Consider the following 12,654-nt stretch of genomic DNA (forward strand, 5'->3'; position numbering starts at 1 on the left):
CAGCACGCCCATCGGGGGCAGCCGGAGCACGGTGGAGAACGGCTGCCCGTGCCAGGACTTCTCCTCGGCCTTCACCGCGCCGAGATTGCCCACGCCGGAACCGGCGTAGACCTCGGAATCGGTGTTGACCACCTCGTCCCACCGGCCGCCGATCGGCAGCCCGAGGCGGTACTGCTCGTGCGGGTTGCCGGCGAAGTTGGCGACGCAGACCACGACCGAACCGTCCGCGCCGCGCCGGATGAAGGAGAAGACGTTGCCCTGGGCGTCGTTTGCATCGATCCAGCTGAATCCGGACGGGTCGACGTCGAGCGTCCACAGGGCCGGCGACTCGCGGTAGACCCGGTTGAGATCCACGATCAGCTGCTGCACCCCACGGTTGTCCGGGTTGTCCTGCAGCCACCAGTCCAGCGACCGGGCCTCCGACCACTCCGACTCCTGGGCGAACTCACCGCCCATGAAGATCAACTGCTTACCCGGGTGCGCCCACTGGAACGCGTACAGCGAGCGCAGATTGGCCAGCTGCTGCCAACGATCGCCCGGCATCTTGCGCAGCAGTGAGCCCTTGCCGTGCACGACCTCGTCGTGCGACAACGGCAGCACGTAGTTCTCGGAGTAGGCGTACATCATCGAGAACGTCATCTGGTTGTGGTGGTAGGTGCGGTGCACCGGGTCGTGCGCGAGATAGCCGAGCGTGTCGTGCATCCAGCCCATGTTCCACTTGAAGCCGAAGCCGAGCCCGCCGAGATGCGTCGGCCTCGTGACACCTGGCCAGGCGGTCGACTCCTCGGCGATCATGACGGCGCCGGGAACCCGCTTGTAGACGGTCGCATTGGTCTCCTGCAGGAACGCGACCGCTTCGAGGTTCTCCCGACCGCCGTACTCGTTGGGCGCCCACTCGCCCTCCTTGCGGGAGTAGTCGAGGTAGAGCATCGAGGCGACGGCGTCGACCCGCAGCCCGTCGATGTGGAACTCCTCGAGCCAGAAGAGGGCGTTGGCGACCAGGAAGTTGCGGACCTCGCTCCGACCGAAGTTGAAGACGAAGGTCCCCCAGTCCGGCTGCTCGCCGCGCCGGGGATCGGGGTGCTCGTAGAGCGCGGTCCCGTCGAACTTGGCGAGGGAGAAGTCGTCGGTGGCGAAGTGGCCCGGCACCCAGTCGACGAGCACGCCGATTCCGGCCTGGTGCAGCCGGTCGACGAGATAGCGGAAGTCGTCGGGTGAACCGAAGCGCGCCGTCGGCGCGTAGTAGGAGCTCACCTGATAGCCCCACGAGCCGCCGTAGGGATGCTCGGCGACGGGGAGGAACTCGACGTGGGTGAATCCGGCGTACGTGACGTGGCCGACCAGCTCGTCGGCGAGCTGGCGGTAGCCGAGCCCGGCCCGCCACGAACCGAGGTGCACCTCGTAGACGCTCATCGGCGCGGCGTGCCAGGGTGTCTCGGCGCGTTGCCGCAGCCACGCGTCGTCGTTCCACTCGTACGTCGAGTCGAACACGACCGAGGCGGTCGCCGGGGGCTCCTCGGTGGCGAACGCCATCGGGTCGGCCTTCTCCCGCCATACGCCGTCGGCACCGAGGACCTGGAACTTGTAGTGCGTGCCGGACCCGATGCCGGGGACGAAGATCTCCCACACGCCGCTCGAGCCGAGCGAGCGCATCGGGAAGGCCCGGCGCGCCCAGTAGTCGAAGTCGCCGGTGATCCGGACCCCTCGCGCGTCGGGCGCCCAGACCGCGAACGAGACACCGTCGACCGGGCCGCCCGGGGTGTCGTAGTGGTGCACGTGGGCGCCGAGGACGTCCCACAGCTGCTCGTGGCGGCCTTCACCGATGAGGTGCAGGTCGACCTCGCCCACCGTGGGCAGCCAGCGATAGGGGTCGTCGGTCACGTAGGCGGAGTCGCCGTAGGTCGTCTCGATCCGGTAGTCGGACACCGGTCCGGGTACGACGCCCTCGAAGACACCGCCGTCGTGGACGCGGGTCAGTTCGAGGGTCTTGCCGGCGACGATCGCCGCCACCCGGCTCGCCTCGGGACGCAGGGTCCGGATCACGACGGAGTCGCCGACCGGATGCGCGCCGAGTACGGCGTGTGGATTGTGATGCGCCCCCCCGACCAGCCTGTCGAGTTCTTCGCGGGGTACGCCGACCTTGTCAGGCACGGTCACGACCTCTCCTCGGCGGTGATGCGGTCGAGTGAACGGAGCGGGACGGTGAGCCATCCGGGACGGTTGCGTGCTTCGTAGACGGCCTCGTAGACGGCCTTGTCGGCCTCGAACGCGGTCAGCAGGACGCCGGCGTCGCGCGGGTCGGAGCCGGACGCCTCGCCGTAGCCTTCGCAGAACGCGGCCCGGTTGCGGTTGGCCCACTCGGTCGCCCGGTAGGCGAGCTGTGGGTCCTCCTGGCCGTCGAGCAGCAGCGAGCGGGCGGCGTAGTCGAACGAGCGCAGCATGCCGGCCACGTCGCGCAGCGGGGTGTCGACGGTACGGCGTTCGATGATCGGTTTCGCCGGCTCGCCCTCGAAGTCCAGGATCGTCCACCCCTGCGCCGTGCGCAGGACCTGACCCAGATGCAGGTCACCGTGCACGCGTTGCAGGGCGTGGTCGCCGGTCACCTCGGCGAGGCCGTCGTAGACGGCTTCCAGTGCGGCGGCGTGCTCCAGCAGGTCCGGGACGACCCGGCACGCCTCGGCCAGGCGGGACCGCATCGCTGCGGCGGTCTCGGTCAGCCAGGCGCGTCCGGCGTTGCCGGTCGGCAGTACCTGGGCCAGATCCGCGTGCACCGACGCCGTCGCGGCACCGAGGCGGTGCGACTCGGCGGCGAAGTCTCCGCCGACCTCGTCTGGATGCAGGTCGCCCTCGGCGTAGAGGTCGCGCACGCTCGTCAGCGCGAGTGACCAGCCGTCGCTGGCCACGGGGAGGAAGGTCTGGGCCATCGCCGCCGTCGCCGGCTCGGCGCCGGGCAGGTCCACCGTGATGTAGCCCAGCAGCGCCGCGATGTGCGGGTTGTCGGTCGACCGCAGCGCATCGTGCACCTCGACGTCGGGGTTGAGCCCCGGCTCGAGGCGCCGGAAGAACTTCGCGATGGTGGATTCGCCGAACACCAGCGAGGTGTTGCTCTGCTCCGCGGTGAGGGTGTCGCCGGGGGTGTCGACGGGGATGTCCGACCCGGGCTCGCGTACGAAGCGCAACGAGCCGACCGTCGTGCCGGCGGCGAGCAGCCGGGTCCACAGCGTGGTGGCGTCCCGGTCGCGCAGCGCGTCGTGCACCCACAGGTGGGTGCCGTCGGGAGCGGTCACCTCACCGATCAGACCGTGGGTCAACGACTCGTGCGTGTGCGCGCGGAAGGTGAGCGGGACGAAGTAGGTGTGCTGCCCACCGTCCTCGTAGCCCACGTCGACCAGATAGACCCACAGCGCCGGATCGCCGTCCTGCACCAACTCCGCGGTGCTGCGGACCCGGGAGATCGCACGCCCTTTGCCGCCGAACCACCGCTGCTCGGGCATCCAACCGTCGAGTAGCTCGTCGACCTCAGGCGCTCCGGGCATCATCGTCGCTCCTGCGGCTTCGCCAGTTCGAACCAATAGAACCCGTGGCCTGCGAGAGTCAGCATGTAAGGCAGCACTCCGATCTGGGGGAAACGCACCCGCCCGGTCAGCTCAATCGGGGTCCAGTCTTCGAACCGGCGCAGATCGAGCTCGACCGGTTGCGGAAAGCGGGAGAGGTTGTTCACGCAGAGCACGACGTCGTCGCCGAACTCCCGGACGTAACACAACACCGTCGGATTGCGGGACCCGATCTCGCCGAAGGTTCCCAGGCCGAAGGTGGGGTGTTCCTTGCGTACCTCGATCATGCGCCGGGTCCAGTGCAGGAGCGACGCGGTGTTGCGCATCTCCGCCTCGACGTTGACGGTCTGGTAGCCGTAGACCGGGTCCATCACGACGGGGAGGTTGAGCCGGCCGGGGTCGCAGGTGGAGAAGCCGGCGTTGCGGTCCGGTGTCCACTGCATCGGCGTGCGTACGCCGTCGCGGTCACCCAGCCAGATATTGTCGCCCATCCCGATCTCGTCGCCGTAGTAGAGGACCGGAGACCCGGGAAGCGAGAGCAGCAGCGCGGTGAACAGTTCGAGCTGGTCGGTGTCGTTGTCCAGCAGCGGTGCGAGCCGTCGGCGGATGCCGATGTTGGCCTTCATCCGCGGATCGGTGGCGTATTCGGTCCACATGTAGTCGCGCTCGTCCTCGGCGACCATCTCCAGCGTCAACTCATCGTGGTTGCGCAGGAAGATGCCCCATTGGCAGTGCTCGGGGAGCTCCGGCGTCTGCGCCATGATCTCCGACACCGGGAATCGCGACTCGCGGCGAACGGCCATGAACAGGCGCGGCATCACCGGGAAGTGGAACGCCATGTGGCATTCGTCGCCCTTGCCGAAGTACTCCACGACGTCGGCCGGCCACTGGTTCGCCTCGCAGAGCATGACCCGGCCGGGGTACTCGTCGTCGACGACCGCGCGTACCCGCCGGAGGAATTCGTGCGTCTTCGGCAGGTTCTCGCAGTTGGTGCCCTCCGCCTCGAAGAGGTAGGGCACGGCGTCGAGCCGGAAACCGTCGATCCCCAGATCGAGCCAGAACCGCAGCGCATCGAGCACGCTGTCCTGCACGACGGGGCTCTCGAAGTTCAGATCCGGCTGGTGGGAGAAGAACCGGTGCCAGAAGTACTGCTTGCGGATCGGGTCGAAGGTCCAGTTGCTCACCTCCGTGTCGACGAAGATCACCCGCGCGTCGGGGTAGCCCTCGTCGGTGTCCCGCCAGACGTAGAAGTCGCCGTACGGGCCGTCGGGATCGGACCGGGACGACTGGAACCACGGGTGCTGGTCACTCGTGTGGTTCATGACGAAGTCGATGATCACCCGGATGCCCCGGGCGTGCGCGGCGCCGAGGAAGTGACGGAAGTCCTCGATCGTCCCGAACTCCGGGAGTACGGCGCAGAAGTCGCTGACGTCGTAGCCGCCGTCGCGCAGCGGCGAGGCGTAGAACGGCGGCAACCAGAGGCAATCGACCCCGAGCCATTGCAGATAGTCCAGCTTCGAGGTCAGCCCGGGCAGGTCACCGGCGCCGTCGCCGTTGCTGTCGGCGAAGCCGCGGACGAGGACCTCGTAGAACACCGCTCGCCGGTACCACTCGGGGTCCTGGCTGTTGGCGAGTCCGGGGAGGTGGGGCTGCTCGCTCACCAGCCGGCCCTTTCGACGACGAAGATGTGGGCAGGTTCGACGAAGGGATCGAGCCGTACGTAATTGTGCTGACCCCAGTCGTAACGCGCGCCGGTGACCTGGTCGTGGACGACGAAGCGCTCGTGCCAGTCGAAGCCGAGGGCCGGCAGGTCGAGAGCGGTGCTCGCCTCGCGTGCGCCGTGCGGGTCGAGGCTGCAGATGACGAGCACGGTGTCGCCGCTGGCCGGGTCGCGCTTGGAGAACGCGAGCAGCTCCTCGTTGTCGATCTCGTGGAACACCAGGTCGCGCATCTGCTGCAGCGCGGGGTGCTCGCGGCGGATCTCGTTGAGCCGGGTGAGGTAGGGCGCCAGGCTGCGGCCGGCCCGCTCCGCGGCCGGGAAGTCGCGGGGTCGGAGTTGGTACTTCTCCGAGTCGAGATATTCCTCGCTGCCGGGCTGCGCCGCGACGTGCTCGAACAGCTCGTAGCCGGAGTAGACCCCCCACGACGGCGCCAGCATGCTCGCCAGGACGGCGCGGATCTTGAACATCGGCGGGCCGCCGTACTGCAGCGAGGCGTGCAGGATGTCGGGGGTGTTGACGAAGAAGTTGGGCCGCATGTAGTCCTGCGCCTGGCTCAGCTCGAGGCCGTAGGCGATCAGCTCGGCCTTGCCGGTGCGCCACGTGAAGTAGCTGTAGGACTGGGTGAACCCGATCTTGGCGAGGGTGTGCATCATCGCCGGCCGGGTGAACGCCTCGGCGAGGAAGAGCACGTCCGGGTCGGTCTTCTTCACCTCCCAGATCAGCCAGTGCCAGAAGTTCAGCGGCTTCGTGTGCGGGTTGTCGACACGGAAGATGCGTACGCCGTGACTGATCCACAGGCGCACCACGCGGAGTACCTCGGCGTAGAGGCCCTTGGGGTCGGTGTCGAAGTAGAGCGGATAGATGTCCTGGTACTTCTTCGGCGGGTTCTCCGCGAAGGCGATGGTGCCGTCGGGGAGCACCCGGAACCACTCCGGGTGCTCGCTCGCCCACGGGTGATCCGGTGCGCACTGCAGGGCGAGGTCGAGGGCGACCTCCATGCCGAGTTCCTGGGTGCGCGTGACGAACGCGTCGAAGTCGTCGAAGGTGCCCAGTCGGGGATCGATCGCGTCGTGGCCACCCTCGGCCGACCCGATGGCCCAGGGCGACCCGACGTCGTCCGGTCCGGCGATCAGGGTGTTGTTGGCACCCTTGCGGTTGACCTCGCCGATCGGGTGGACCGGCGGGAGATAGACGACGTCGAACCCCATGCCGGCGGCGGCGGGCAACCGGTCCATCGCCGTACGCAGGGTGCCGTGCACCGCCCGCCCGTCCGCGTCGACCCCGCCGGTCGACCGGGGGAAGAACTCGTACCAGGAGCCGTACAGCGCCCGCTGCCGGTCCACCCAGACCTCGAACCGGGGGCTGCGGGTCACCAGCTCGCGCACCGGGTAGGTCTCGAGCAGGGCCTGCAGCTCGACATCCAGGGCCGGCCCGAGGCGCGCCCACAACGCCAGGCTTGCATCGCGCAGGGTGGTGGCGGCGGCGACCACGTCGCGGCGGCGGTCCTTCGGGACGCCGCGAGCGGCTCGCACCAGCAGCCGGGCACCCTGCTCCAGGTCGTTCGCCAGCTCTTCGGCGCCCTGACCGGCCTCCACCTTCACCGTCACGTCGTGTGACCAGGTGGTGAGTGGGTCCGACCAGGCCTCGACGACGAACGTCCACCGACCCGGCGAGGTCGGCACGGCCGTCGCGTGCCACCGGTCGGTGCCGGGGAGCCCGGGCAGCATCCGCACGAACGGCGGTTTCTTGCCGTCCGGCCCCTGCCAGACCACGTTCGCGGCCACGGCGTCGTGTCCCTCGCGGAACACGGTCGCGGCGATGGGGAGTTGCTCACCCACGACGGCGCGCGCCGGATAGCGGCCGCAGGACACCACGGGCGAGACATCGGTGAGGCCAAGTCGTCCAGTCATCCCCGTGCACGCTACCGATCCCGGACGGCGATCGCAGTTCGGGTCCGGGCGGTGCAGACTAGCCGTCATGAGCGATCCGGCCCTGACCGACCAGTTGCCCTATTCACCCCTCCTGTCCGGTGTCCTCGACGATGCGCGCGCACTCCTTCCGCAGGTGCGTGACCTGCGGCGTCGGATCCACCAATCGCCGGAGACCGGCCTCGCGCTCCCCGGCACCCAGCGTGCGGTGCTCGACGAGCTCGCCGACCTCGACCTGCAGGTGCACACCGGTGAGAACGTGGGTTCGGTGCTGGCCGTCCTGCAAGGCGATCACCCGGGACCGACGGTGCTGCTGCGCGGGGACATGGACGCATTGCCGGTTCAGGAGGCTTCCGGGCTGGACTTCGCCTCGTCGGTCGACGGGGTCATGCACGCCTGCGGGCACGACACCCACGTCGCGATGCTGGCCGGGGCGGCGAAGTTGCTCGCGGCACGACGGTCCCAGATCGCGGGGCAGGTGCTCTTCGACTTCCAACCGGGCGAGGAGGGGATGCACGGCGCGCGCATCATGCTCGAGGAAGGCATGCTCGAGCTGGCCCCGCCCGTGACCGGCGCCTATGCGCTGCACATCAAGGCGACCTACCCGGCCGGAACGATCAACGTGCGGCCCGGACCGCAGCTTGCGTCGTCCGACACCCTGCGGATCGTCGTGCACGGCCGGGGCGGGCACGCGTCGGCACCGCACGACGGGCTCGACCCGGTGCCGGTGGCCTGCGAGATCGTCACGGCGATCCAGGCGATGGTCACCCGCGGTTTCACGATCTTCGACCCGGTCGTCGTCACGATCGCGCACATCGTCGCCGGGACCCGCGACAACGTGATTCCCGACTCCGCGTTCATGGAGGGGACCATCCGCAGCCTGTCCGCCACGGCCCGCGCGCGGGTGGCCGACCGGCTGCCGACGCTGGTGCACGGCATCGCCGCCGCGCATGGGGCGACCGCCGAGGTCGAGGTCCGCCGGGGTTACCCGGTGACCGTCAACGACTCCGACGCCGCGGCGTTCGTCAGCGAGGTCGCCGGCTCGGTCCTGGGCGCCGACGCGGTGGTCGCGATGGATCACCCGGTGATGGGCGCCGAGGACTTCTCCTACGTCCTCGAGCAGGTGCCGGGCGCGATGGCGTTCCTCGGTGCGTGCCCGGCCGGCGCCGATCCCGCCACCACGCCGGACAACCACTCCAACCGGGTCGTCTTCGACGAGGACTCGATGGCCTCGGGCGTGGCCGTCTACGCGGCGCTCGCCCTGCGCCACCTCGCCGACGCCGGCTGAACCCGGCTCAGTTCTCGCCGCCGGTCGGGCCCGCTCCGGCCGCCTGGACGTCGAGCAGTTGGTAACGCTCGACGGCCTCGCTGAGCGCCTCCCGCTTGACCTCGCCGGAGCGGGCCAGCTCGGTGAGCACCCCGAGCACGATCGACGGAGCGTCGATGTGGAAGTGCCGCCGGGCGGCGCCGCGGGTGTCGGAGAAGCCGTACCCGTCGGCACCGAGCGACGCGTAGGGATTAGGCACCCACCGTGCGATCTGATCCGGTACGGCGCGCATCCAGTCGCTGACCGCGACGACCGGCCCGGGCGTGTCGGCGAGCTTGCTGGTGACGTAGGGAGTGCGCTGGTCGTCGCCGGGGTGCAGCAGGTTCCACTCGTCGCAGGCGAGGGCGTCGCGGCGTAGCTCGGTCCACGACGTCGCCGACCACACGTCGGCGGCCACGCCCCAGTCTTCGGCCAGCATCCGCTGCGCATCCAGCGCCCACGGCAGGGCGACGCCGGAGGCGAGCACCTGCGCGCGGGGCCGGTCGTCCGCACCGTCGCTGTCGGCCGCCCGGAAGCGGTAGAGCCCCTTGAGTATCCCTTCGGTGTCGATGTCCTCCGGCTGGGCCGGCTGCTGCATCGGCTCGTTGTAGACGGTGAGGTAGTAGAAGACGTCCTCGCCCTTGGGGAACTCCTCGCTGGTGCCATACATCCGGCGCAGCGCGTCCTCGACGATGTGCGCGATCTCGAACGCGTACGCCGGGTCGTAGGCGACGCACGCCGGGTTGGTCGAGGCGAGCAGATGCGAGTGGCCGTCGTTGTGCTGCAGCCCTTCACCGGTCAGCGTGGTGCGCCCGGCGGTGGCGCCCAGCAGGAAGCCACGGGTCATCTGGTCGCCGGCGGCCCACATCAGGTCGCCGGTGCGCTGGAACCCGAACATCGAATAGAAGATGTAGATCGGGATCATCGGTTCGCTGTGCGTCGCGTACGACGTTCCGGCCGCGATGAACGAGCCCATCGCACCGGCTTCGGTGATGCCCTCGTGCAGCAGCTGACCCGACGTGGACTCCTTGTAGGACAGCAGCAGATTGCGGTCGACCGCGTCGTAGCGCTGCCCGTGCGGCGAATAGATCTTCGCCGTCGGGAACAACGAGTCCATGCCGAAGGTGCGCGCCTCGTCCGGGATGATCGGCACGAACCGGCGGCCGAACTCCTTGTCCTTCATCAGGTCCTTGAGCAGCCGGACGAAGGCCATGGTCGTGGCCACCGCCTGCTTGCCCGATCCGCGCTTGAGGTCGGCGTACGCCGAGTGCTCGGGCACCTTGACCGCGCGGGGACGCACGATCCGCTTGGGGACGTAGCCGCCGAGCGCCGCCCGGCGCTCCTTCATGTAGCGGATCTCCTCGGACTGCTCGCCCGGGTGGTAGTACGGCGGCAGCTCGCCCTCGAGCTGCTCGTCGGAGATCGGCAGGTAGAGCCGGTCGCGGAACTCCTTCAGCTCGGCCTTGGTCAGCTTCTTCATCTGGTGCGTGGCGTTGCGGCCCTCGAAGTCGCTGCCCAGCGTCCAGCCCTTGATGGTGTGGGCCAGGATCACCGTCGGCTGGCCGACGTGCTCGCGGGCCGCCTTGAAGGCGCTGTAGACCTTGCGGTAGTCGTGCCCGCCGCGGGAGAGCCGGCGCAGGTCGTCGTCGGAAAGGTGCTCGACCATCTTGCGCAGCCGCGGGTCGGTGCCGAAGAAGTGCTCCCGCGTGTAGTCGCCCGGCTCGACCGAGTAGGACTGGAACTGCCCGTCGGGGGTCGTGTTCATCGCGTTGACGAGCACGCCGTCGACGTCCTGGGCCAGCAGCGGGTCCCAGTCGCGGCCCCAGATCACCTTGATGACGTTCCAGCCGGCGCCGCGGAAGTAGGCCTCGAGCTCCTGGATGATCTTGCCGTTACCGCGGACCGGGCCGTCGAGGCGCTGCAGGTTGCAGTTGATGACGAAGGTGAGGTTGTCCAGCTCCTCGCGGGCAGCGACGCCGATCGCGCCGAGCGCCTCGGGCTCGTCCATCTCCCCGTCACCGAGGAAGGCCCACACGTGGCTCCGGCTGGTGTCCTTGATCTGCCGGTTGAGCAGGTAACGGTTGAAGCGGGCCTGGTAGATCGCCTCGATGGGCCCCAGACCCATCGAGACGGTCGGAAACTCCCAGAAGTCGGGAATGAGCCGGGGGTGCGGGTAGCTCGGCAGCCCTCCGCCCGGATGCGAGAGCTCCTGCCGGAACCCGTCGAGCTGGGTCGAGGACAGCCGGCCCTCGAGGAACGCCCGGGCGTAGATGCCGGGCGAGGCGTGGCCCTGGAAGTAGATCTGGTCGCCCGACTCGCCGCCGTGGTCCTTGCCGCGGAAGAAGTGGTTGAACCCGACCTCGTAGAGGCTCGCCGAGGACGCGTATGTCGCGATGTGCCCGCCGACGCCCAGGTACTTGTTGGCCCGGGACACCATGATTGCGGCGTTCCACCGGATGTAGGCACGGATCCGGCGCTCGACGTATTCGTCGCCGGGGAACCACGGTTCGCGCTCGGGCGCGATGGTGTTGATGAAGTCGGTGCTACGCAGTGCCGGTACGCCGACCTGGCGCTCGCGGGCACGTTCCATCAACTTGAGCATCAGGTAGCGCGCCCGTCCCCGGCCCGCGACGTTGACCGCGGCGTCTAGGGAGGTAAGCCACTCCTGGGTCTCTTCGGGGTCGACATCAGGGAGCTGGCTGGGCAGGCCATCGGTGATGACACTGAAGCGCTCGGGGGTCACGGGTCGCGTTCTCCTCGTTGGGCTCGGCGGGGCTGCCACCTACTATCCTCGCCGACCCTGACGGCCCGGCGCGCGGTGCGTCCTCCGGCGTTCCGTACCCTGTGCGGACCCGACCGGACGAGTCTTGCGGACCGGAGCCCTCGAACCCGGCCCGGGCCGTAGTGTGTATCTGCTACGAGAAGCACCCGCAAACGACCCACTTTCAATCGATATTCGTGGAGGACGGCAGAGGTGAGCCCCACCGCTGATTCGGCGGACGGTCCGACCCTGGCGGCGCGCCTCGGCGTGCAGCCCGGGATGGTTGTCCAGGAGCTGGGCTATGAAGCCGGCGACGCGGACGAGCAGGTCCGATCGTCCATCGTCGAGCGTTCCGGAAGCGACCTCGTGGGGGAGGACTCCGACGAGGTCGTCGACGTCGTGCTGCTCTGGTGGCGCGGCGAGGACGGAGACCTGGTCGACGCCTTGGTCGACGCCATCGGCCCGCTCGCCGACAACGGCGTGGTGTGGCTGCTCACGCCGAAGGTCGGCCGGACCGGACACATCGAGCCCTGGGACATCAGTGAGGCGGCACCGACCGCCGGCCTGTCCCAGACCAGCACCCTGTCCGTCGGCCGCGACTGGTCCGGCGTCCGGCTGGTGGCACCGAAGGCGGCCCGCTCCAAGCGCTGATCCGCGCCGTGGCATGCTCGGGATTCGATCACCTTGTCCCGTTTCCACTGCTCTGATCGCGAGGAGGCCACTGATGGCCGTTGAGGTTGGTGCCACGGCACCGGACTTCACGTTGAAGGACCAGAACAACGAGTCGATCGCCCTGTCGTCGTTCCGCGGGTCGAAGAACGTGCTTCTGGTGTTCTATCCGTTCGCCTTCAGCGGCATCTGCACCAGCGAGTTGACCCAGGTCCGCGACGACCTGTCGCGCTTCCAGAACGACGAGGTGCAGGTGCTCGCAATCAGCACCGACCCCGTCTTCTCGCTCAAGGCGTTCGACGACGCGGAGAAGCTCGGCTACCCGCTGCTGTCGGACTTCTGGCCGCACGGTGACGCGGCGCGCAGCTACGGCGTCTTCAACGACGCGTCCGGGATGGCCAACCGCGGCACGTTCCTGATCGACCGGGACGGCACCGTCGCCTTCGCCGAGATGAACCAGCCCGGCGAACGGCGCGACCAGGCGGTCTGGACCAAGGCACTGGAGCGGCTGGCGGCCTGACCGGCCGGTAGGCTCGGCTCTTCCCGGGCGCGTAGCTCAGCGGGAGAGCACCCGCCTTACAAGCGGGCGGTCGCAGGTTCGATCCCTGCCGCGCCCACCATCGCTGATCCCCCAAACAGGGAGAACCAGGGCGGATGCGGAAGATCACCATCACGGCCGTCGAGGTGCTGGCCGTCCAGGGCCCGGTCCCCGACG

The 12,654-nt window shown here is 69.0% G+C and carries 8 protein-coding genes and 1 tRNA gene; 4 read left to right on the forward strand and 5 right to left on the reverse strand.

Annotated features, from left to right (window positions below):
• The 4 genes from glgB to VGH85_03675 all read right to left on the reverse strand — a co-directional run.
• Nucleotides 1–2,157 (reverse strand): 1,4-alpha-glucan branching protein GlgB (glgB, locus tag VGH85_03660; protein HEY2172889.1); only part of this gene is annotated, 2,157 nt, incomplete at its 3' end.
• Nucleotides 2,154–3,539 (reverse strand): hypothetical protein, encoded by a 1,386-nt coding sequence (locus VGH85_03665; GenBank protein HEY2172890.1) that lies wholly within the window; start codon nt 3,537–3,539, stop codon nt 2,154–2,156. The genes glgB and VGH85_03665, both read right to left, overlap by 4 nt.
• Nucleotides 3,536–5,215, reverse strand: a complete 1,680-nt coding sequence (gene treS / locus VGH85_03670) for a maltose alpha-D-glucosyltransferase (protein HEY2172891.1) — start codon at nt 5,213–5,215, stop codon at nt 3,536–3,538. Before treS ends, VGH85_03665 begins: the two co-directional genes overlap by 4 nt.
• Complete coding sequence (locus VGH85_03675) at nt 5,212–7,185, reverse strand: alpha-1,4-glucan--maltose-1-phosphate maltosyltransferase (GenBank protein HEY2172892.1); 1,974 nt, start codon at nt 7,183–7,185, stop codon at nt 5,212–5,214. The genes treS and VGH85_03675 overlap by 4 nt, the downstream gene beginning before the upstream one ends.
• Before the next feature lie 67 nt (nt 7,186–7,252).
• Between VGH85_03675 and VGH85_03680 the strand changes: the two genes are divergently transcribed.
• Nucleotides 7,253–8,491 (forward strand): M20 family metallopeptidase, encoded by a 1,239-nt coding sequence (locus VGH85_03680; protein ID HEY2172893.1) that lies wholly within the window; start codon nt 7,253–7,255, stop codon nt 8,489–8,491.
• A 7-nt stretch (nt 8,492–8,498) separates the two neighbouring features.
• On the opposite strand, the gene aceE is transcribed toward VGH85_03680, so the two are convergent.
• The gene (aceE, locus tag VGH85_03685; GenBank protein HEY2172894.1) at nt 8,499–11,252 is read right to left on the reverse strand and encodes a pyruvate dehydrogenase (acetyl-transferring), homodimeric type; all 2,754 of its coding nucleotides are present in this window, start codon (nt 11,250–11,252) and stop codon (nt 8,499–8,501) included.
• 231 nt (nt 11,253–11,483) lie between these two features.
• Between aceE and VGH85_03690 the strand changes: the two genes are divergently transcribed.
• From VGH85_03690 to VGH85_03700, 3 genes are all read left to right on the forward strand, one after another.
• Entirely contained in the window at nt 11,484–11,921 is a 438-nt protein-coding gene (locus tag VGH85_03690) for a DUF3052 domain-containing protein (GenBank protein ID HEY2172895.1), read from the forward strand.
• Nucleotides 11,922–11,994: 73 nt separating this feature from the next.
• On the forward strand, nt 11,995–12,459 hold the full coding sequence (locus VGH85_03695) for a peroxiredoxin (protein HEY2172896.1): 465 nt from the start codon (nt 11,995–11,997) through the stop codon (nt 12,457–12,459).
• A 25-nt stretch (nt 12,460–12,484) separates the two neighbouring features.
• Nucleotides 12,485–12,559: transfer RNA gene (locus VGH85_03700), tRNA-Val, on the forward strand.
• Nucleotides 12,560–12,654 lie beyond the last annotated feature (95 nt).

This window comes from Mycobacteriales bacterium (genome assembly GCA_036497565.1).
Taxonomy (GTDB): domain Bacteria; phylum Actinomycetota; class Actinomycetes; order Mycobacteriales; family QHCD01; genus DASXJE01.